Source organism: Paenibacillus vietnamensis (genome assembly GCF_020169515.1).
Lineage (GTDB): Bacteria > Bacillota > Bacilli > Paenibacillales > Paenibacillaceae > Pristimantibacillus > Pristimantibacillus vietnamensis.
In genome coordinates this window covers 103689-125445 of sequence record NZ_JAHMHW010000015.1, presented here as the reverse complement: position 1 = coordinate 125445, position 21757 = coordinate 103689, and the positions used below count along the sequence as shown (strand labels likewise).

General features: G+C 53.6%; 19 protein-coding genes. 2 read left to right on the top strand and 17 right to left on the bottom strand.

The genetic code is table 11. The annotated features are described in order from the left end of the window. Positions 1-488: 488 nt before the first annotated feature. The 3 genes from KP806_RS21860 to KP806_RS21850 form a co-directional block, all read right to left on the bottom strand. The gene (locus KP806_RS21860) at positions 489-1307 is read right to left on the bottom strand and encodes a carbohydrate ABC transporter permease (protein WP_224725875.1); all 819 of its coding nucleotides are present in this window, start codon (positions 1305-1307) and stop codon (positions 489-491) included. Further along, on the bottom strand, positions 1304-2218 hold the full coding sequence (locus KP806_RS21855) for a carbohydrate ABC transporter permease (protein WP_224725874.1): 915 nt from the start codon (positions 2216-2218) through the stop codon (positions 1304-1306). Before KP806_RS21855 ends, KP806_RS21860 begins: the two co-directional genes overlap by 4 nt. A gap of 85 nt (positions 2219-2303) precedes the next feature. Continuing rightward, positions 2304-3659 carry an ABC transporter substrate-binding protein gene (locus KP806_RS21850; RefSeq protein WP_224725873.1) on the bottom strand — a complete coding sequence of 452 codons (1356 nt, stop codon included), beginning with the start codon at positions 3657-3659 and terminating at the stop codon, positions 2304-2306. Between the two features lie 178 nt (positions 3660-3837). On the opposite strand from KP806_RS21850, the gene KP806_RS21845 reads away from it, so the two are divergent. Next, a complete protein-coding gene (locus KP806_RS21845; RefSeq protein WP_224725872.1) occupies positions 3838-5394 on the top strand; it encodes a response regulator transcription factor in 1557 nt (518 codons plus the stop codon). Beyond that, positions 5391-7187, top strand: a complete 1797-nt coding sequence (locus tag KP806_RS21840) for a sensor histidine kinase (RefSeq protein ID WP_224725871.1) — start codon at positions 5391-5393, stop codon at positions 7185-7187. Before KP806_RS21845 ends, KP806_RS21840 begins: the two co-directional genes overlap by 4 nt. Here the strand turns inward: KP806_RS21840 and KP806_RS21835 are convergent. Genes KP806_RS21835 through KP806_RS21770 form a run of 14 tightly spaced genes read right to left on the bottom strand, consistent with a single transcriptional unit; the run spans position 7182 to position 21757 of the window. After that, positions 7182-7604: a (2Fe-2S) ferredoxin domain-containing protein gene (locus KP806_RS21835; protein WP_224725870.1), complete on the bottom strand. Its 423-nt coding sequence runs from the start codon at positions 7602-7604 to the stop codon at positions 7182-7184. The two genes, KP806_RS21840 and KP806_RS21835, sit on opposite strands and share 6 nt — an antisense overlap. Then, positions 7595-8152, bottom strand: a complete 558-nt coding sequence (locus KP806_RS21830; RefSeq protein WP_224725869.1) for a nitroreductase family protein — start codon at positions 8150-8152, stop codon at positions 7595-7597. Before KP806_RS21830 ends, KP806_RS21835 begins: the two co-directional genes overlap by 10 nt. A 17-nt stretch (positions 8153-8169) precedes the next feature. Beyond that, the gene (locus KP806_RS21825) at positions 8170-8727 is read right to left on the bottom strand and encodes a cob(I)yrinic acid a,c-diamide adenosyltransferase (protein WP_224725868.1); all 558 of its coding nucleotides are present in this window, start codon (positions 8725-8727) and stop codon (positions 8170-8172) included. Continuing rightward, complete coding sequence (locus KP806_RS21820; RefSeq protein ID WP_224725867.1) at positions 8714-10126, bottom strand: cobyrinate a,c-diamide synthase; 1413 nt, start codon at positions 10124-10126, stop codon at positions 8714-8716. Before KP806_RS21820 ends, KP806_RS21825 begins: the two co-directional genes overlap by 14 nt. Beyond that, a complete protein-coding gene (locus KP806_RS21815) occupies positions 10123-11232 on the bottom strand; it encodes a cobalt-precorrin 5A hydrolase (RefSeq protein WP_224725866.1) in 1110 nt (369 codons plus the stop codon). Before KP806_RS21815 ends, KP806_RS21820 begins: the two co-directional genes overlap by 4 nt. Then, on the bottom strand, positions 11229-12020 hold the full coding sequence (gene cobM / locus KP806_RS21810; protein WP_224725865.1) for a precorrin-4 C(11)-methyltransferase: 792 nt from the start codon (positions 12018-12020) through the stop codon (positions 11229-11231). Before cobM ends, KP806_RS21815 begins: the two co-directional genes overlap by 4 nt. Then, positions 12020-12742: a precorrin-2 C(20)-methyltransferase gene (gene cobI, locus KP806_RS21805; protein ID WP_224725864.1), complete on the bottom strand. Its 723-nt coding sequence runs from the start codon at positions 12740-12742 to the stop codon at positions 12020-12022. Before cobI ends, cobM begins: the two co-directional genes overlap by 1 nt. Then, positions 12742-13995 (bottom strand): precorrin-6y C5,15-methyltransferase (decarboxylating) subunit CbiE, encoded by a 1254-nt coding sequence (gene cbiE / locus KP806_RS21800; RefSeq protein ID WP_224725863.1) that lies wholly within the window; start codon positions 13993-13995, stop codon positions 12742-12744. The genes cobI and cbiE overlap by 1 nt, the downstream gene beginning before the upstream one ends. Continuing rightward, positions 13988-15097, bottom strand: a complete 1110-nt coding sequence (locus KP806_RS21795; protein WP_224725862.1) for a cobalt-precorrin-5B (C(1))-methyltransferase — start codon at positions 15095-15097, stop codon at positions 13988-13990. The genes cbiE and KP806_RS21795 overlap by 8 nt, the downstream gene beginning before the upstream one ends. Before the next feature lie 20 nt (positions 15098-15117). Next, complete coding sequence (locus KP806_RS21790; RefSeq protein ID WP_224725861.1) at positions 15118-15768, bottom strand: precorrin-8X methylmutase; 651 nt, start codon at positions 15766-15768, stop codon at positions 15118-15120. A gap of 26 nt (positions 15769-15794) precedes the next feature. After that, entirely contained in the window at positions 15795-16565 is a 771-nt protein-coding gene (cobK, locus tag KP806_RS21785; RefSeq protein WP_224725860.1) for a precorrin-6A reductase, read from the bottom strand. Between the two features lie 15 nt (positions 16566-16580). Beyond that, complete coding sequence (locus KP806_RS21780) at positions 16581-17648, bottom strand: sirohydrochlorin chelatase (RefSeq protein ID WP_224725859.1); 1068 nt, start codon at positions 17646-17648, stop codon at positions 16581-16583. A gap of 34 nt (positions 17649-17682) precedes the next feature. Then, complete coding sequence (cobJ, locus tag KP806_RS21775; RefSeq protein WP_224725858.1) at positions 17683-19422, bottom strand: precorrin-3B C(17)-methyltransferase; 1740 nt, start codon at positions 19420-19422, stop codon at positions 17683-17685. Between the two features lie 22 nt (positions 19423-19444). Continuing rightward, complete coding sequence (locus tag KP806_RS21770; protein ID WP_224725857.1) at positions 19445-21757, bottom strand: ATP-binding protein; 2313 nt, start codon at positions 21755-21757, stop codon at positions 19445-19447.

Sequence of the window (21757 nt, the reverse complement as noted above, 5' to 3'; positions counted from 1 at the left end):
TTTCTTTCTCGCCGTCCGCGTGTTTCTCTCGGCCGGAATTAGAATATACCATGCACCCGCCCATTATTGCAAGTCTTTTTTTAAAAAAAAGTATTACTTACGTATAAAATTAAAAAAGCTTGATCACGGATGCAGTTAGGTTTGATGGAACAGCAGCAGACCATCGCTTGGCATAGCGATGGTCGCGGGTTCAATTACCGTCTAAGCACGAGCCGCCTCTCCTTTGCCCTCTACTCGGAATGACGCCTCCGTTCGGCTGTACTTTTTGCATCAGAAACTTGACATAAGACGCAGCTGTGTGTGTTCTAATGTACTTTTTACAGCGGATTTCCTCAAACCTTCCGATCAGGATCGGTTTCACCCGATTCCACTGCAAAAAATGCAGCCGAGTTGATAGTCACATCGAGCGGTATGGCATCAAATGCACTTTTTGCAGCAGAACTGAAAGGGTAAACATGTCTCGGTTTATCCTCCCTATGATATGCTCCCTACCCTTTAACCGATCCCGCCGTCAATCCGCGGATAAAGCTTTTGGACCCGATCGCGAACAAGAGAAGCACCGGAACCGTCCCCAGCGTCAAACCTAATATTTGTGCAGCCAAATCCGTGCGGTAAGCGTCACCCAGCGCCGTTATGCCAAGCGGTATCGTAAACAGCTCCGGTTCGTTGACGATAATGAGAGGAAGCAAATAATTGTTCCATGACCACAGGAACACAAGAAGCGAAAGCGTCGTGATCGCCGGGTAAATGAAGGCGACGACAATTCGGAAAAACACTCCGATATCCGAGCAGCCGTCGATCCGTGCGCTTTCGAGCACTTCGTTCGGAACCGCGCTTTTGATAAACTGCGTCATCCAATAAACGCCGAACGCATTCGCTACCCAAGGCAAAATGAGCGGAAGCAGCGTTCCCGACAAGCTGAGATAACGCATCTCAATGACATACGCGACCAGACCGAGCTGGCCGGGAATCATCATGGTGAGCAGGACGGCTGCAAAAATCTTGTTTTTGTACTTAAACTCGTGCTTCGCGAAAGCAAAGCCTGCAAAGGCGCTAACTAATACGGACAGCACCGTGCTTGCCAGCGAAACGACCAGACTGTTCCAATAAACGAGGTCGAACCGGCTGGCCGCCACCGTTTTGAAATTTTCCAATAAATACGTACCCGGCAAAAGAACAATCTTCGTAAACAAGTCCTCGTTCTGATAGGTTCCCATAATCGTCATAATATAGAAGGGCAGCAGCGCAAATATGGACAGCAGGGCGATCGCGGAGGTCGCCATCGTCGTTCGGATGTTGTGGCTCATTCATGATCCCCCCTATAAAATCTGGCGCCGATAAATGAGAAGAACGCAATAATGATGCAAAGGCCGTACGCGATAGCGGCTCCAAGCCCGTAACGGTTCATGCTGCCGTAGGCAGTATCGTACATATTCCATACGGTCGTCAGGCAGCATCTGTCCGGGCCGCCGATAACCGCCGTGCTGGAGCCCATTCCGGAGCCTCCGAGCAGCAGCATCGGTTCTTCAAGCAGCTGAAAGCCGCCGATGATACCGGTAATGACGATAAAAACGGTGACCGGCTTAAGCAATGGAAGCGTAATGGACATAAACGTCCGATACCCGGTTGCTCCGTCCACTTGTGCAGCTTCGTTCAGATCCTTCGGTATGTTGGCAAGCCCGGCCAGATAAAAAATCATCGTATATCCGAAGCCCTTCCAGAACAGCATCAAGATGATAACGATCCGGGCATACAGCGGGTCACCCAGCCAATAGATGCCCTCGTCGATAAGACCGAGCTGAAGCAGTATTTTATTAATAAAGCCTGCCTGCCAGTCAAATAGTAGATTGAACATAAGCCCCACCGCGACCGGCGTTACGATATAGGGGAGAAAGTTGATCAATTGAAAGAAGCTTTTCCACTTCACCCAGCGGCTGTAAAGCAGCGTGGCAATGATCAAGCCGAAAATAATTTGCATAGGGAGCGTAAAAAGAACAAACAGCAGCGTATTGCCGACCGATTTGAAAAAATACGAGTCCGGATTAAACAGAAACTTGTAGTTGTCCAATCCGATGAACGTTTTTTCGCCGATCCCGTTCCAGCTCGTCAAGCTAACATACAATGAGAACACCATTGGGATCAGGCCGAAAGCCAAGTAGAACAAAATATAAGGAGAGAGGAAAAAATAAGGCACCCATCTTCTTTTTAAGGCAACCATCGCTTACACTCCCTGCTATCCGACATGTTGTAGGCGGCCGAAGATAAGGCAAGCCGCCTATTGTTATATTGTTATGGCCCGTATGTTACTCCCAAACGATATTTGGCGCTTTTGCTTTCAGTTCCTTTTGAATTCTTCCCATTGCCTGATTGAGGCCGAACGAATCGTCTTTAGCAAGCGTCTGAAGCACAATATTCATCACTTCATCCAGCACCAGGTCATTGATATTTTCCGGCATGTCCTTTGTTGTCTCCGAAATGTCGACGAAAAACTTTTCCCCGATATCCTGGCTGCCAAAGTTTCTCCATGTCCAGTTCGTGAACGATTGATCCTCGTAAGCTTTTTTGAAGTGCGTGAATACGCCGTCCGTTTTTTGCGCTACCGCTCCTTCTTGCGACATTGACGTAAATTCGATCCATTTCCAGGCCAGCTCGGCGTTTTTCGCCCCTTTCGGAATGCCGTGCGAGGAGCCCCCTCTAATGAAGCCGCCGCCTGGAGGCACCATCAGCGCCCAACGGTCGTCCTTCTTATCGTTAGGACCGATGACATACTGCGGCATCCATACGGGAGACATGGCGAATATATACTTGTCCCCGCCAAACGTCGCATTCCATGCCGGCGTCCACTGATCAAGCTTGTCGATAATGCCCGAGTCCCTAAACTTGACCAGCTCGGCAACGGTATTTTCGAGCATCCTAACGTTCAGCTTGTCCCCGTCAAAATACGGCTCGGCACGCTGGCCTTTCAGCGTCTGATGCACGTCGCCGAGGCTCGGGAACATCCTCACCTTGCCCCCGCTCTTATGCAGAACCTCTTTCCCTTTCTCAACGAACGCATCCCAATCGGTAAAAATAGCTTCCATTTCCTCCGGGTTGTCCGTCCCGAAATATTCCTTCGCAAGCGATTTAATATAAGCGATGCCCGCCACGCTCATATCGTCCGGGATGGCGATCATATGATCATCCTTGGAGAAAGCGGCGATATCATAGTCGAACAGAAGCGATTTGTCGGCATTATACGGCGGCGCTTCGAGATTTTCGAGAATATCCATATCGAATATTTTCGCCTTTTGCCCGCGCTCGATCCGGATGACATCCGGCAATTCTCCGCCTGATGCGATTGTTGTCTGCAGCTTTTTCGAAACATCCTCTGCGGCAACGTTAACGCGCTTCACTTTAATATTCGGATATTTCTCGTGAAAGGCGGCCAAAGCCGTAGCATGCTCAGGCTCCCAGGTCCACAGGACAAACTCGCCTTTGTAGTCTTCGTTGCCTTTGACGGCCGATCCGGCATTGCCGCTCTCAGGAGTGACCTTATCGTTCGTGCCGGCCGCATCCGTGTTATTCCCGGAGCTTCCCCCGCCGCAAGCTGTGAGCAGGACTGCCAGCATCATGACGGAGGTCAGCAGGCTGATCCGTTTGTTCCAAAATCGCTTTAGCATCGAATAATCTCTCCCTTTTCATTGGATAATCTCTGCGTTTTCAATATACCCCGCCGTAAATGTAAGCGTAAACATTGCGATTCTACACTTTTGGTTGCATTCCTACACTCCCCTTGCTTCAAGGGCCCTGATGTACGTTATAATCATCCATACAGCAAATCAAGCGGAGGTTGAGGCGATGAAGATCATATTGGTCGATGACGAACGTATTGCACTCGAGCATATCAAAAGTGTTCTGCCATGGCACGAATACGGCTACGAAATCGCAGCAACCGCGACGAACGGAAAAAGTGCCTTGCGTCTATGCGGGGAAATTCAGCCTCAAATTATGATCGTCGATATCCGTATGCCTGTCATGGACGGCCTGGAGCTCATCCGGGCGGTTTCCGAGCTCAAATTAGGCGTAAAATTCATTGTCATGAGCGCTCATCAGGATTTCGAGTACGCCAGGCAAGCCATATCCTTCGGCAGCGTATCCAGCTATTTGATCAAGCATGAGGTTGACCGGGACAAGCTGCTCCACGAGCTGGACAAGGCACGGAAAAGCTGGGAAGAGGGCGAAAAACAAAGAAGGCAGCAGCGGTCGGAGCAGCTCGTGGAAATCGTCACGGGAGCGGAGCTGCCGAACGTTATGAAGGAGCTCCAGGCTGCGCCTCCTTTCGCCATGATGCTCATCCAGGGAGACTCGCCGTTCACGGCTGTACCGTCTGCAGCCGGTAGAAGCGACACTCTTCAGCCGCTCAAATGGACCTCCTGCGAAATAAGCTTGTGCTCCGGTCAGCCGGATTGGCAGCTCGTCGGGGAGTTTGCGCTTAACCGCAGCCAGCGCATCGCCTTGTTCTCCCAAAAAAATAAATCGGCAGCTCTCATGCGGGACGCCTTCCGGAAGCTTGCGGCAGCCATTCATGCTTCTATCAACCGGCATAACGAGCGGAGCTATTCCTTATATTACTCTTTCCAAAGCAGCGATCTCTCCCTGCTTCCCCATACTTTGCGCAAGGTCGAAGCTGCGGCACGACACGCGGTATTTTGCGGAAAGGAAACGATTGTCTGTGCGGATGACCTCCCGCTTCCGCCTCAAGACGGCGCAGCTTATTTGCCGGCGGCCCGGACTTTTCGACTGGAGGAGCTGCTGGAGGGCATGGACCAAAATGATCCCAAACGAATTGAAAACGCTATCCAAAAACAATTTCATTCCTTGTGCCATCCTGGGTGGGATCTGTCCGGCTTATACGAAACGATTCATACCCTGACCGGACTTATGAATCAGCGTCTTTCCGGCAAAGGCTTGCCGGAAACCGATCTGATGATGGCGGAAGATGAGCCCGTCTACCATATCGATCAGATCATGAACAAATTTAACGAGACGATTCAAAAGCTGTGCTCCAGCTCAAATGAATACGACCGCATTTCCAATAAACTGCTAAAGGCTTTGGACTATATCCATGCTCATTATCATGAGGATATTAATATTGAGGATGTATCCCGTTCGACGGGAATCAGCGCCTCCTACCTCCATCAGCTATTTAAGCGGGAGCTTGAACGTACGTTTCTTGATTATTTGACGGAGCACCGGATCAATCAGGCCAAACGTATCTTAAGCCGGGAAGACGCCAAAATGACCGAGGTGTCCGCCCGGGTCGGGTATCGCTCGTCCCAGCATTTCAGTCAGGTTTTCAAAAAAACGACAGGCATGCTTCCCCATCAATACCGGCATGGAGGCTACGCCCAGTGAAAAGCATCCGTTCCGTTATTTTGCAGCGAATCGTCATGGTGGCCATTATCAGCTTCCTGCTGTCAGCGGCATTCACCTATTATTATTATCAGTCCATCGTCGTGAAGCAGATCATACATGAAGATGAAACCAAGCTCAGCCAAACGGTCAGACAGCTTGAATACATGACGGATGATATCGCTCAATTTTCATTCTCGCTTATCATTTCCAATCAGCTGCAATCGTTTTATAAAACCTACGACCAACTGGATACGTTCAGCCAATTTGCGCTTTTGTCCGACACGCTTGATTATTTGGATGAAAATAAAGGGCTGCGGAAGGAAGTAAGCAGCTTCGCCCTGGTCCTGCCGGATCGCCGCGTATTTTGGAGCGAAGCGAGGAACGACCGGTACTTTAGCGAACGGCTGAAAGAGGATTGGTACCGGAATCATATCCGGTCCGGTCAGCAGCATTCTTTTACCGAGCCGCATGAAATGATCCTGAACAGCAATACCGTGGAGAAAGGCAGGATCATCAGTTTTATCGTAACGGTAAAAGATATCGAACAGCCGGGGCGCACGATCGGAGAGCTGATCCTTAACCTCGATTACGAAAGCTTCGAGTCCTTGCTTGACTTCGGCAGCGACGATTTTGAAGATTTGCTTTGGACGAATCAAGCGGGGTATTTGTTATATGGAAAAAAGAAGCAGGAAGCCGGACATCCGCTTACGCGCTCCCTTCTTCTAACCGCTTCCGAGAAGCAGCCTGAAGGGATTTCTTCCGTCAAAGGGGGGTATATGCTGATCGACCGGTTCGAGAGCAACAATTGGAAGCTTGTGACTTTTATTTCACAAGCCTCCCTGATGGAACGGGGCAAGATCGTCATCTACCTGCTCGGATTTTTTTCGATGACCAGTACGATCTTGATTCTGCTTCTTATGATGCCGGCCATCTTCCGCATAACCAGGCCGATAATGCGCCTATATCACGCGATGAATGCCGTCTCAAGCGGAAATCTGAATACGTCCGTTCATATTAGAACCGGAGACGAGCTGGAGAAGCTCGGCCTCGGCTTTAACCGTATGACCGACCAGCTTAAGGTGCATTTGGAGGAATCGATTCAGCACGAGAAAGATAAACGCGAGCTGGAGCTCGAGCTTTTGCTGTCCCGATTGAATCCGCATTTCGTCTACAATACTTTGAACGCGGTCATCTATATGGCTCAAAAGCAAGGAAATGACGACATTGTCCGTATGGTCGGAGCCTTTATTCGAATTTTGCAGGATGCGGTCAAAATGGACGGGGCCGGAGCCCTGATCCCGCTGCGTGAAGAAATCCGTCTGCTGCGCGACTATATCGCCATTCAATCTTACCGCTATATCGATATGTTTGACGTTGTATGGGATATCCGGCATGAGGCCGATGACTGCCTGGTTCCGCGGAACCTGATCCAGCCTTTTGTGGAAAACGCGATATTTCACGGCATTTGCCCCAAGGATGCGGCAGGCACGATACGCATTTCCGCAGCCGTCACCAGGCAAACTCTTGTCATTCAGATCGAAGATGACGGAATCGGCATTGAACCGGAGCAGCTGCAAACGATTTGGGAGATGGGGGAGCGGAAAAAAAACTCCGGTCTCAGGCATATCGGATTATCCCATACCCGGAAACGGGTCGAGCATTTATTCGGCGGTCAGGCTTCGATGCGGATGGCAAGCAGACCGGGACAGGGAAGCACCGTCACCGTGGAGCTGCCGAAGCTTCTCCCTAACAGCCGGCAATTGTCCCGCGAAAGCGCCTCTAGGGCACTATGACAGGCTATAGCGTTCAAATCGTTGAGCTTCCAAAATAGCGGGCAAATCGACAAGACGGCCGGCATCCGATGAAGCCAGCGCCCATTCCAGCAGCGCTTCATACTGGTGCCGGCCGGTTATTCCGCCCAGCCATATTTGCCCCTGCGGGGTTAGAATGGAAATGACGTTCGTCAAATCGCATGGCCCGAGACAGCCGCTAATCGTCAGCTGGATCGATCGCAGCAGTCCCGCCTGCTTCCAGCTGCTCTTCAGCCACTCTTCCGGAATGGCCGGTTTCCCTTTATCCGTCCGGCCGCAGCAGCAGCCTGAGCAGATCACGACCTGGCCGAGCACCCGGCGTTTTGTACTGACGGACTGGTTTGACATTTCAGCAGCCCCTTCCTGGTTGTCATAGCTGCTTTGCAGGTTCACAGCCATGTCGTTTTCTCCGAAAACGGCGTACGTTTCGTAACCGGCGCTTCAGCCTGGGAGTAGCCGATAAAAATCGTCCCGATCACCTTTTTATTGTCCGGGCTGCCGATAAACCGGTTCAGCCTTTCGTCGCGGACAAGCCCGACTCCCCGCGTTCTCCATACCATGCCGAGCCCGAGCTCCCGGGCCGCAAGCCACATCGAATGGATGGAGCAGCATACGGCATACTCGTTATCCTCCGAGGAAGCTTCGTCGCCGGGAACGATATCGGCAGTCACCACAATGATCAGAGGCGTATTTTGCAGAACGGTCATCGACTCTTTCACGAGATTGGGTTTCGAAGGAAACCTTTCTTCCAAATACTCCTGCGCCATCTCTTGATACCGCCGTTTGGTAACACCTCGTATGACATAGTAATGCCAAGGCTCGCGCAAACGGTCGTTCGGCGCCCAGGTAGCCGCTTCAAGCAATGCGGCAATCTTGCCCTCTTCTACCTCGCGGGGCTCATAATGGCGTTCCGCCCTGCGGCTTTTCAATGCTTCAAGGATTGACATCTATTTTTACAGCTCCTTTAATATTCAATGCCTAATACGGCAGGGACGCCTTCGTTGTAATAGTGCTTGACGACCTGTACTTCAGAAACCAGATCGGCTTTTTCGATAATTTCCTGTTTGGCGTTTCTGCCCGTCAGGACGAGATGCAAATGGCCGGGCCGTCGTTCGATCAGCTCCAGCACTTCATGAAGAGGCAGAACATCGCCGACCGGGAACTTATCGATGGCGAGCGCATTGTGGATCTCATCCAAAATGACGACATCCCAGTCGCCGTTCATAACCTCCTGCTTCGCAATCGACCATGCGGTTTGCAGAGCGGCCCGGTGCTCCTCCGGCGTTTTGGTCCAGGTGAAGCCTACGCCCAGCTGCCGGATATCGACACCAAGCTTGGATAACGCGATATGCTCGCCGTAAGTACGCTGCGGGGATTTGATAAATTGCAAAATAAGCACTTTAAAGCCCCGTCCTGTCGCACGAACGGCCAGCCCTAGCGATGCGGTTGTTTTCCCTTTACCGTCGCCCGTATACACGAGAGTGTATCCTTTGCGATTCTTTCTTCTATCAGACTGTTCCATGATCTGCGCCTCTCTTTCTGCGATAGTTCCCGCAGCCGGCGATAAACCGGTCCGCCGCCTTCGGGTTTGATGCAAAATGAACATGCGTGTAGCCGGCCATTATATTTTCCGTAAAATATCCCTCTCGTCCGGCGCCGCGCAGCCCTTTCGTTTCATAGACATATGGGTAATCGTCCCGCTCCGCCGTTAACGTTGAATAATGAAATTCATGCCCGCGAATGATTTCATCCCGTTCCATAAGAATACAGTCGCCTAAAGCTCTTGCTTCCCGGTAACCTAAGGCAGCCAGCTTGTTTTGCATCTTCACCTCGGCAGGAATGACACCGACCATTTCATGCCTGGCGCCTGCACGGTCCGTTATCGAACGGGTAAGATACATATAACCTCCGCACTCTGCGAACACGGGAAGCCCTTCGCCGATACGCGTTTTTAAATCCGCTTTGACAGGCTCATGAGCGGCAAGCTCCGCTGCGAATTCCTCCGGAAAACCGCCGCCGATATAAAGCCCGTCCGCGTCGGCAGGCACTTTCTCGCCGGCCAGCGGACTAAAGTAAAGGAGCTTGGCCCCCTTTTGCTCCAGCAGTTCAAGATTTTCGGGGTAATAAAAATTGAACGCCGCGTCACGCGCAACCGCAATGCCCGGACCGTCGCCCGGTTTGGACTTGGCGGCAAACAGCCGCGTCACCGGCCAGGCTAGCTCACCGGCTCCCTCCGCCAAGGAAACAACGGCTTCGAGATCGATCCCCTTCTCGATCAAATCAGCGGCACGCTCCAAAAAAGGCGTTAGCTCGCCGCGTTCGATCGCGGGGATCAAACCGAGATGGCGCTCGGGAATTTCCAGCTGCTCGTCGCGTCCCAGCCAGCCGATAACCGGAATGTTACATTCCTGCTCGATGGCTGATTTTACAAGCTGATAGTGTCCATGGCTGCCGCATTTGTTGACGATGACAGCGGCGATGCGGACCCGCTCGTCCAGCTTTTGATAACCTAAGACGACAGCGGCTGCGCTTCGCGCCATACTCTGCGCGTTGACGATCAGGATAACGGGGCTGTCGAGAAGCATGGCGATTTCGGCTGTGGAGCCCGTGTTCGCCAAAGGGCTTTTCCCGTCGTAAAGGCCCATGACCCCTTCAATTACCGAAATATCCGCCCCCTCGGAGCCTCTTAGGAAAATTTCCCGCATCGTATCGTGGGACAGCATCCACGTGTCCAGATTCCGCGATGTTCGGCCGGTGACGGCTGTATGATAGGTAGGATCGATATAATCCGGTCCGCATTTAAAGCCCTGCACGTTTAATCCACGGCGCTTCAAGGCTCCCATGAGTCCGATCGTAATCGTTGTTTTACCGACGCCGCTGCCCGTACCTGCAATGACAATCCGTTTTCTAGCGTCATTCACGGCGTCACCCCGGCAGCAGGGACGTTAGGTATGCGGGCGACGGAAATCGTTACATTGCCGCTCTTGCGCTTTTCCAGCAGCCAGTCCGATGCGCCCGATGAAAGGAGTGCGGCAGGCTCGCTCACTCCATAAGCGCCTGTATACTTATACACGGTGTCGGACGGATTTTTGACCGGCACCCGGTTCAGCTCTTCCGGCGTATACGTGTCCAGCCTCCATTTGAATTTCCCGCAAACGTCAAGCAGCCCTTGCTCATCTTTTTTAAGATCAATGGTCGCGACATTGCGCACGCTTTTGACCGATAATTGAAGCTCGTTCAGCGTATCCGATATGGTCTGCTCGATCTCCTCGGCGGGCGTGCCTCTGTTGCAGCCGATGCCCAGCACAATCGTTTTCGGGCGGTACATGACGCCGTTTCCGAGCAGCGCGGCGGCTTCCTGCGCATTCAATAACCGGTCCGTTACGACTAACGCCGCATCAAACTCCGTTTCCATCGCTTCGCTAGCGCTTGAATAAGTGCGGATATGCGATGGAAGAGGCCTGTCATACGTCCACCAATTCGTCTCGCCCGCTTCTTGTACGACCGCTATCCGTTCCTCGTTCACGACGGAAGCACTTACGGGAGTCGCTCGATCAAAGCTGTCAATCTCCCATCCGAAAGTGCGGCCGAATAAATCGACCGGTATCGTCTGCTGCACATCGGAAGCGGTCGTAATGACGGGACGCGCCCCGATCGTCCGGGCCACTTCGCGGGTCAGCTCGTTCGCTCCGCCAAGATGGCCGGACAGAACACTGATCACATGCTCACCGCGGTCGTCAATGACGACGACGGCGGGATCTTTTTTCTTGTCCTCCAATATCGGCGCGATCATGCGCACGACGGCTCCAAGGGAAATGATGATGATCAGTCCGCTGTATTGCTTGAACAAATCCGGCAGGATCAGCTTGACAGAGCCCTCGAACAGCTGATATCCCTTTTCCTGCTCGTCGCCTCTTGCAAATTTGCTCATATAATAGAGATCGGTTCCCGGAAAATGCTCAGCCAGATCGCGGGCCAGTTCAACTCCGTGCTTCGTAATAGCGACGGTTACGTACGGCTTCGTCATTTGGAGGTAACCCCTTTCCTGTACCCGTGCGTAAACGACTTGTCGTACAGCTTGGACCGGTGCTCGTCGCGATCCACCAGTGAAGGGTCAAGCGCCCTGCCGGCCAAAATCATGGCATGCATACGGATGCCGGCCTCACGCAAAGCCTGGTCGAGGCCCGCAAGCGTAGTGCGTACGATTTTCTGGTCAGGCCATGTCGCTCTCTGCACGACAGCTACCGGAGTATCCTCCGACCAGCCGGCGGCGAGAAATTCCTTAACGACCTTCTTGGCAAGCGTAGCGCTTAAGAAAAGAGCGACGGTGCAATGATGCGAAGCCAGATCGCGCAGCTTCTCCCTCTCGGGAACCGGGGTCCGCCCTTCCGCACGGGTCAGGATGACCGTCTGGGTCAAATCGGGCACCGTTAATTCGGCTCCGAGCGCCGCCGCCGATGCAAAGACGGAGCTGACGCCGGGAACGATCTCATAGGAAATCCCGCGCTGCTTAAGCAGCACCATTTGCTCCAAAATAGCCCCGTACATCGAAGGGTCGCCTGTGTGAACCCGCGCCACGCTTTTTCCTTCGGCTGCCGCCGCTGCCATAAGATCAACCATTTCTTCCAGGTCCATGCCGGAGCTCTGCAGCACCTGAGTATGCTCGCCGGCACGGGCAATCAGATCTTCATTCACAAGCGAATCCGTATACAGTATGACATCTGCCTGCTGTATGATTTTCAAGCCTTTAACCGTAATGAGATCGGGGTCTCCCGGACCGGCCCCGACAATATAAACCTTCGCTTCCATTTCCATTATTTTCTCACCGCCATCAACGTTAAATATTCCAGCTCCTGGCCCTTTAGCTCGCGCACGTTACGCCAGATCAGCTCTTGGGGAGAGGTTACTTTCGTAACAACGGACGCCTTGTCCGCCAGATCCAACTCTTCCAATAGATCGATCATCATGTCGATCACCTTGGCCACCTTAATAAAAATAACCGTATCGTGCTCGATAATTGCTTTTTTCATCGCATCGCGGTCTTCCGTTGCAGGAACGATCGCAACCTGTTCATCTCCATCCGCCAAATGAATGCCAAGGCGAGCCGCCGCTCCCAGGAAAGAAGAAATGCCCGGAACGGAACGGATCGGCACCTCCGGATGCAGCTCCTGCATCAGTCGGGCCATATGAATAAAGGTGCTGTACAGGTTCGGGTCACCTTCCGTTACAAACACAATATCGCGGCCTTCCTTCAAATGCTCGTAGCAGAGGGTTACGGTCTTGTTCCACTCCCTGTCGAGCGCCGCCTTATCCTTGGTCATGGGAAAAACAAGGCCGAGCATCTCCTTCTCGTTCGTATTCACATAAAGCTCGACGATTTCCAATGCGTACGATTTGCCTCCCATACGCTTCCTCGGATAAGCGATCACCGCACATTCCTTCATCAGACGGAAGGCTTTGACGGTAATCAGCTCCGGATCTCCGGGACCGACGCCTACCCCATAAAGAGTCCCTGTTTTCACCGCTGTTGCTTCCATTATTCATTCCGCTCCTTTCCGGTAATGGGTTCGGAACCGCGATAACCGACGATCACATAAATCGGATTCAGTCCCTCGAACCGGGTCATATCGAGAATCGGCTTGCTTCTGGCGATCTGCACAAGCAAAATGCGGACGGCGAAGCCTTCCTCTGCCAGCGCCTGCTGGCTCGCCGTCAACGTTTCGATGGTCGCCGCATTAATGACGATTCGGCCCTCTTCTTTGAGCCGGGTACAGCATAGACGGATAAGCTCGCGCAATTCCCCGCCGCTGCCGCCGATAAACACGGCATCCGGATCGGGCAATGCATCGAGGCCTTCGGGAGCCTTTGCATGGATCGCCGTAAAATCGGTGCGGAACTTTTTACGGTTCAATTCGATATTCGCCATGTCCCCCTCGTTTTTCTCAAGGGCAAACACTTGGCCGTAAGGCGCCAGCCGCGCGCATTCGACCGCGACCGAGCCCGACCCGGCGCCGATATCCCACACCACGCTGTCGTTTTTCAATTTAAGCTCGGACAGGCTGAGCACCCGGACTTCTTTTTTGGTAATTAAACCTTTTTCGGGCTTTCGCTGATGGAATTGATCGTCCTCGATCCCAAACCCGCGAAGCGGTTCGGGGGCATCCGGCTTGCGCCTCAGAATAACGACATTTAACGGCGAAAATTCGGCTTGAGCCATTTCCTCCAAAGTCCAGAAGCCGTATCGTTCTTGTTCGCCGCCGAGATTTTCCGCCACAAACCCTTCATACTCATTCATTTCAAACTCCAGTAAATAACGGGCGATCGCCGCAGGGCTGTTCTCCTCGTCCGTAAGAATCGCAATCTTCGCCTTGCCGTCGATCCTTTGCGCAAGCCCCTTCACCGGCCGGCCATGAACGCTTTCAAAAGCCGCATCCTGCCAGCTGTCGCCCATTCTTGCAAAGGCCAGCTGCAGCGAGCTCAAATGCGGATGAATGACTACCGCGTGCGAGCCTAATTTTTTGGCTATGTAGCTGGCAATGCCGTAAAACAAAGGATCGCCTGACGCTAATACGACGATTTTCCGGTGATGGCGAAGCTCGTCCAGCTGCTCGATAACCGCGGCCAGACCGCCTTTTAATACTTTTCGTTGTCCGCTGTATTCCGTAAAAAAAGAAAGATGCCTTTCGCCGCCGACCAGCATGTCCGACTCTTGTATCCATTGAAGATACAGGGGGGATAAATCCCGCGTGCCATTGTCGCCGATCCCGATAATTTTGATTCGATTATCCATTGATTTCCGCCCTTCCGAGTACGTCGCCTTTCATGGTGACCAGCACGGTCTCGATCGCCAAGCCTCCGCCGATATGCTCCAGGGAATGCCGGCATGCATATTCGCACAGCTTATCGAAAAACGCCCGAATTCCGGCTTCAATAACAAGATCCGATACATGAGATCCCGTATTGGCTTCCAAAATGGCCGTCTGCAGCTGTTCCGGCGCGCCCGCTTCTTTAGCCACTCCGGCCAGGAAACCGAAATCGACGGCCGCGCTTTTGGAATGCACCATCATGACGCCTTGCGCAACCTTGGAGAATTTGCCCATCATTCCGACCAAACTGATTTTGCTCATGCCGAGCCGCTTGGCATGCTTTAACGAGAAGCCGACGAAGTCTCCCATTTGGATAAAAGACTCCTCTTTCAGCTCCGGATTTAATTTCATCGCATATTTTTCGCTGCTGCCTCCGGTCGTGAGCACAAGGTGACGGCACTCCGCCGCCTTGGCCACCTGAATGGCCTGCACGACACTGGCTTTATACGCGGAAGTCGAAAAAGGCACCACGATTCCGCGCGTGCCCAAAATCGAAATGCCTCCGATAATGCCAAGCCTTGCATTTAACGTCTTTTTCGCCATTTCCTCGCCGTCCGGCACCGCGATAACAACTCGAAGGCCCCTGTCCACGCCATATTCGTTCAGCACCTGTTCAACCTCATGGAGGATCATTTTCCGGGGAACGGGGTTGATCGCCGCTTCTCCGACAGGCACCGGAAGCCCGGGCTTCGTTACACGCCCGACCCCTGTGCCACCGTCAAGCTCGATGCCTGTGCCTTGAGTCCACGTTACGGTTGCTACGATTTTCGCCTTATGCGTCGCATCCGGATCGTCGCCGGCATCCTTAATGGTTGCGCACACCGCCATATCCGCCGTAAACTCGCTTTCTATCAAATCAAAAACATGGAAAAAACCCGCAGGAAGCCAAATCTCCGATCGATAGACGGATTGCCCGGTGATCAGCATGGTGACAGCGCCTTTGGCCGCGGCGGCTGCGCAAGCGCCGGTCGTATAGCCATGTCGCATCTCTTTGGGATCTTTATCCGGAGTTTTCAAATCACTCATGCGATCACCTTCCAATCAGTTCAGTTTTGGTTTTGAGCCATAATCGACAAGGCGTTTACGGCTGCGACGACGACCGTGCTTCCGCCTTTGCGGCCGATATTCGTAATGAACGGGACGTCGAGCTTCCGGAGCTCATCCTTGGATTCCGCTGCGGATACGAAGCCGACCGGCATGCCGATGACAAGGCCCGGCTTCGTCGCTCCTTCCTTCACGAGACGAATTAATTCCAGCAAAGCCGTAGGAGCGTTCCCGATCGCATAAATGCCTCCTTCGGCTTCCTTGATCGCTTTGCGGATGGAAATGATCGCACGGGTCGTGTTCAGCCTTTTCGCTTCCTCGATCACGTCGGGATCCGAAATATAGACGCTCACATCCCCGCCGAACCGCTGGATGCGGTCTTTGCTTATCCCGACTTGGACCATCTGAACGTCGGCGACGATTTTTTTGCCGCTGCGGATCGCTTCGATGCCCGCCTCAATCGCTCTCGGATGAAACACAAGGCTGCGGCCAAGCTCAAAATCCGCCGAAGCATGGATGACCCGCTGCACGACCGGATATTGGTCAGCCGTAAACGGATGCTCCCCGAGCTCTTCCGTAATCATTTCGAAGCTTTTGCCCTCGATTTCCTGGGGCTGTACCGTAAGCGGCTTAAATTCCGTTTTAAAATCCATATCGATTCCCTCCCTGGATGCGGCGCCTATTCGTTAATAGCTGCCTTTAGCTGGCCAATCACGCCGTCAAAATCGGTAAATACCGTTCCAAATTCAATTTCGGGCCTTGAAATTAATACGACTTCAATTCCCATCTGCAGAGCCGTCTCTACTTTTTCGTCTACCGAACCGGTTTTACCGCTCTCTTTGGTGACCATCACCGTTGTTCCGTACTGACGGTAGAGCGCCTCATTCATTTCCCGTGAAAAAGGGCCCTGCATCGCTATAATATTTTTTTGCTCGACGCCGAGCTCTTCGCATTTTTCCATGTTATCGCGTCTTGGAAGCATGCGGGCAACAAGCCGTATGTGCGGATCTCCGACCAAATGTTTCGCAAAAATATGCAGCGTTTTGCTGCCGGTCGTCAGCATGACCGAGCCCTGGCGCCGCTTGGCCTCGAGTGCCGCCTCCTCATAAGAGGAGACGACGGTAAGCTTCGGGTGGCCTCCATAAACGAGCGATGCACGCTCAAAACGAATGTAGGGCACCCCTGCCCTTTGAGAGGCTTCGATGGCGTTCCGGTGAGCCTCTTCGGCAAAAGGATGGCTCGCGTCGACAATCGCCTCAAAGCCTTCTTGCCGGATCAGGCCGGCCATCTCTTCTGCCGTAAGCCGTCCCATACGGACCGGCAGTCCCGCTTCCTCCAGGCTTTTGGCCGCAGACTCGGTAACGACGGAGGTTCTGACCGAATAACCGTTGTCTCTGATTCTTACAGCAAGCTCCCTGGCATCGCTTGTCCCGCATAACATAAAAATCATATGGCCGCCTCCCGATTAACCTTTTACTTCCGACAGCTTCGCAGGATGGTGATCATGGTCATGATGGTGATCATGATGGTGATCATGATGGTGATGATCGTGACCGTGATCGTGATGGTCGTGATGATGGTCGTGGCCGTGATCATGATGGTGATGGTGATGGTGATGGTGATGGTGATGATGATCGTGACTGTGATCATGAGTATGGTCGTGACCGTGATCGTGATGGCCCGCAGCATCCCTGCTGTGCTTGCACATCTCGCAGCTTGTAAACGGCTCTCCGCAGGCAGCCTCCTTCACCCGGTCCAGCAGAACCTCCACCAGCAGCGGATGAAATCCGAAATATCCGGCCAGCTTTATGTCCGCTTCCGGATGCGAAGCGGCAAAATCGGCTGTCATCTGCTCGATCCGTTTGATTAATACACCTGTAAACAAAAAGTAAGGAAGAACGTAAATGTTGCTGGCGCCCAGTCGTAAACAGCGCTCCAGGCCCTCCGGGAAAGAAGGCGCGGTAACGCCGATGAAGCTGCTCTCCACCCATTTCACCGGAACCTGCTCCCACAGCAGCCGGGTCATTTTAAACAAATCGCCGTTGGCTTCGGCATCGCTGCTGCCTCTTCCGAGTACAAGGACGGCAGTTTTCCCTGTCCGCATAATTGCCTCTTTGCCGCAGGCCCTGTCTTGGGATGATGAAGCTTGCTCGGCTGTGCTCTCAGCCGCAAAGCCTGCTTCAGCCAGGCGGGACTGCAAAATGTCAATGACCTTATGATGAATGCCGATCGGACTGCCGTATGTAAACTCAATGTGCGGGTACCGCTGCTTTCCGCTGCAGATTTCGGCCGGAATATGAAGCTTCGCATGGCCTGCCGCAAACAAAGTAATCGGAACTACGACGATGCGATGGGCTCCGAGCTCCACACAGCGGTCAATGCCTGCTGCAATGCCCGGCGCCTCAAACTCCAAAAAGCAAGCTTCGATCGCGTACTGCGGAGCCTGCTGCCGCACTGTATCCGCAAACCGGAGCAGCTCCGCGTTTCCTTCCGGATCCCGGCTGCCGTGCCCGACTAATAAAATGGCTTCCATTGTTTGACCTCCTGAAATTTAGAAATTGCCGTCCTTAATCGCCGCATAAGGGATCAACCTCAACGAGCTGAGCTTGCTCACGGTACTTATAGCCAAGAACCTCTCCCTTGCGCTTAAAGAACTTATGGAACCGCTCGTTCGGATGGCCCTTTTCAGCATACTCCCGAAAAATGCTCTCCACCGTACTCACAATCCGGTCGCCCGGTATGCCTTCCGCGACCAATTGGGCGGGATGGGCATTGCGGCCGATCGTTTTTCCGCCAAGGAACAAATCGTATGCTCCTCTGCGAAACACGATGCCGATATCCTCAAGGGCGGCTCCGTAACAAGCCATCCCGCAGCCGTTAAAGCCGACCTTCAGCTCTTTGGGCGCCTTCAATCCGCCGATCGCATGGTGCAGCTCCTCCGCAACGGGAATCGATTCGTCCTTCTCCAGGTTACAGAAATCGCAGGCTTTGACTTGAGCAATGTCGCCGATCGGGAAAACCAGCAGCTTTTCCCCCTTAAGCCTTGTGACTATTTCTTCGGGATCCTCCGTCGGTACGCGTAAAATAATCTGGTGATGCGGCGTATACTCCAGCTCGCCTTCTTCTCCGGCGATTTGAGCCAAAAGCGTCATCTGGCGCGCGGTAAACTTCTTACTCGCGATGCCAGGAGCGACGCCGATTTCAAAAATCAGCGTCTCCTTTTTTCGAAGCGTATCGGAAGGAGGAGCCGCGCCTGAGGCTAAATAGCCCCCTGATATGACGCCTTTAGCCTCGAGCATTCCCAGCGCCTCCAGCGCAAGCTCAGCCGGATGAACCGGCTTGCTTGGGGCGACAGGCTGAGCGGAATCCTCCGGAAGCGTAGCGTCCGGACTGTCTGCCGGAGCCTCCGCGGCCGCCGCTTCCTCTTCGAAATCAGCTTCTTCGTCTTCGCTTTCCCAGCCGTCTCCCATCGCATTAAGCGACCAAGGCTCGGCTTCCGTTTGCAGCCGCTGATGCGGCCTTAGACGCTGCTCCGCCGAATCCAGCGTATATTTCCGCTGATATCCTCTTGGGGTAATCATTTGGCCGTCATACAAAAAGGTGGTCGAATTGCCGATGATGACCGTTGTCAGCATGCCGATATCGTGCTCCAGCATCCGTTCCAGCGTCGTAATTTCCACTTGCTGCCGGTCCCGGTAGGCGCTTTTGACAAGCCCTACAGGCGTATCCGGCGAACGGTATTTCAACAAAATGCGCTGGCTTTCCACGATTTGCCGCGTGCGTCTGCCGCTTCTCGGATTATACAAAGCGATGACGAAATCCGCGGAAGCCGCCGCTTCCACCCGTTTGGCGATAACCGTCCAGGGAGTCAAATGATCGCTCAAGCTGATCGTGCAAGCGTCGTGCATAACCGGAGCTCCAAGCAAGGAAGCGCAGGAGTTGATGGCGGATATGCCGGGAATGATCTCGATTTCAACTCCGTCAGCCGACTTCCAGCCTTTGCCGATCAATACCTCGTATACGAGTCCGGCCATGCCATAGACCCCGGCATCGCCGCTGGAGATGACGGCTACCTTTTTGCCCATTTCCGCCTGCCGGACAGCCTCCTGGGCGCGGCTTACCTCCTCCGTCATCCCCGTTCTTACAATTTCCTGGCCGGTCAGCAGCTCACGGATCAGATCCACGTAAGTGTTGTAGCCGATGACGACTTCACTTTCCTGAATGGCATTCCGTGCCCGTTCCGTTATATGTTCAAAAGCTCCCGGTCCAAATCCGATGACAAGCAGCTTTCCTCTTTTCTCATCCATCATGCCGCCTCCAATTCCGTCATTAACATAGCTCTACTGCCGCAGCCTGTGACTGCACGGCTTGCCAGGCTTCTTCAATGGAATGCACCCATATGAACCGAAGCCCGTCAGGAAGCTCCGTCCTGCGATTGCCTGCCGGCGCGATCAGCGTCCGTATGCCTAAATGCCGGGCCGCCGCTGCCGCAGTATCGAAATGACGGATTTCCTTCACCAGCCCAAGCACGTTAATCGTCCCGCACACTGCTGTATGCTCAGGCCATGTCCTTCCGTGCGCCGCCGATAAAGCGGACAGGGCAATTGCCAAAGTATAATGATTAAAGCTGCCGTCCGGCTCCGCCCCCTCGATTTCAATGAAGTAGGTACCGGGAAGCGCATAGCGGTTTAAAACGGCTTCGACCGGCAGAAGCTCCGATTTGCCGCCGGCCCCTCCGTCCGATGATTTGATTTCAACTGCTGCAGAGGGCTGGAAATCCGTCCAGCATTGCACCATCGTTCCAAATGCGTCCCGTCCGCCGTCAAACGCCTTTACCCTGCCGCAGCAGGAATCGGCCCGCAGAAGCTCCAGGCTTCCGTATTTCCGCAAGCCTATTTGCTGTTCCAGAGACATCGCGGCTTGCAGCGCCTTCCAAACATGCTCTGCATGAACAAGCTCCGAGCCCGACTGGACGGCCGCATCTCCGGCGGCCCGGATCAAGCCGCCGAGCTCACGAAATCGGGAGGTCAAATGTCCGGCCCGATCGGCCCTCTGACCGGCCCTGCGGATCACTTCATTGACGGCTGCAGCGGTAAAATGCGGGATTTTTCCGTCCCGCTGAACCTCCTGAGCTACGAATTGAACGAGCTTAAACCGGTTTTCAGCCGTATCGGGCATCGTCTCATTCAAATAAACCTCGTACCCGTAACCGCGTATCCTTGACCGCAAAGCGGGGTGAATGCTCTCCACATCCTGCATATTTCCGGCGAGCACCATAATAAAATCGCTCGGCACGGGCTCGGTGCGGATCATCCTTCCGCTGGAACCGGGGGTACGCCCTGTGATGGCCATCTTTTTATCCTGAAACGCAGTAAGCAGGGCTTGTTGGGATTCGATAGACAGTGTCGAAACCTCATCGATATACAGCACGCCTTGATCGGCTAAATGAATGGCCCCCGGTTCAACCAGATGATGAGGCGAAGTCTCCATCCCGCCCGATTGATAAGGGTCATGTCTTATATCGCCAAGCAGCGCGCCGGCATGCAAGCCGGTCGCATCAATAAAAGGGGGATTGTCGTTGCCTGTACGGTTAATCAGATACTTAGGCGTTTTAGTCGAACGAGAGACTTTTAATGTTTTTCCAAACCAGTACAGCACGAACAGGCTCGAAAGGCCGATCAGCATATAGACCGGGTTGTCCCGGGTGAAGGAGTAGAACACCGCTACAAATAAACCGGTAAAAGCCGCAAATCCCAATATCCAGCGCAAGGAAGCGGCATTCGAACGATGCGCGCGCTCATGCGCCCTGATCACCCGCTCCCCTTCGCCTGCCGGCAGCAGCCGGATCGCCGGGACGCTGCTCTCTCTTGTCCCCGGTTCAGCTAAAACATCCGTCGGAGGGGTTCCATGCAGCATTTCAGCCATCGCTTGCCCGAGCATGCTTTTTCCCGTTCCCGGCTCGCCAATGAGCAGCACCGATCTTCTCTGCAAGGCGGCGAGGCGAATGACGGATACCGCTTCGTCCTGGCCGACAACCCGGTCAATCGTCTTCTCCGGTACGGGAATATCGGCTGTTGTGGCATAGCCGCATCGCAGCGCGTCTGCAGGGCTTCGTTCCTCCAGCAGCGGAGCGACGTAGTTGTCAAAGACGGCTTTCACCTTCACCGAACGGTCGCGGCGGATTTTCTCCGCTTCAAGCTGCAGCCTGCCGGTCAATTCCGGCAGCTTGAGCAGGGCGATAAGCGTCATCGCCGCCGTTTGACGCACTTCATCGGAAGGATCGTCAAACGCCTTTTGCCAAAACGGCCATACTTGATCAAAGCGGGCCTCCGCCGATTGAACGATCCCTTTGGCAATCCCTTCGCGGACATAGAGGGAAGGATCGCCGGCAAGACGCAATGCCGTATCCGCTGCCAGCACGGGATCATGAACGAGCAGCCGTTCAATCTCCCGCCCAGCCAAATAGCGCAAAATCCAGCGCGGATCGGAGGAAAATCGTTGTAGAGCTTCCACCCATTGCTGCGGCTGTTTCTCGATAAGGCGGACGATCATCGCGATCGTCCTTTCCACTGCCTGAACCTTGCCTGTCCGGGCAAAACGATCGAGCGCCGAGGCATATAAACGAATGACAAAACGGTTCAA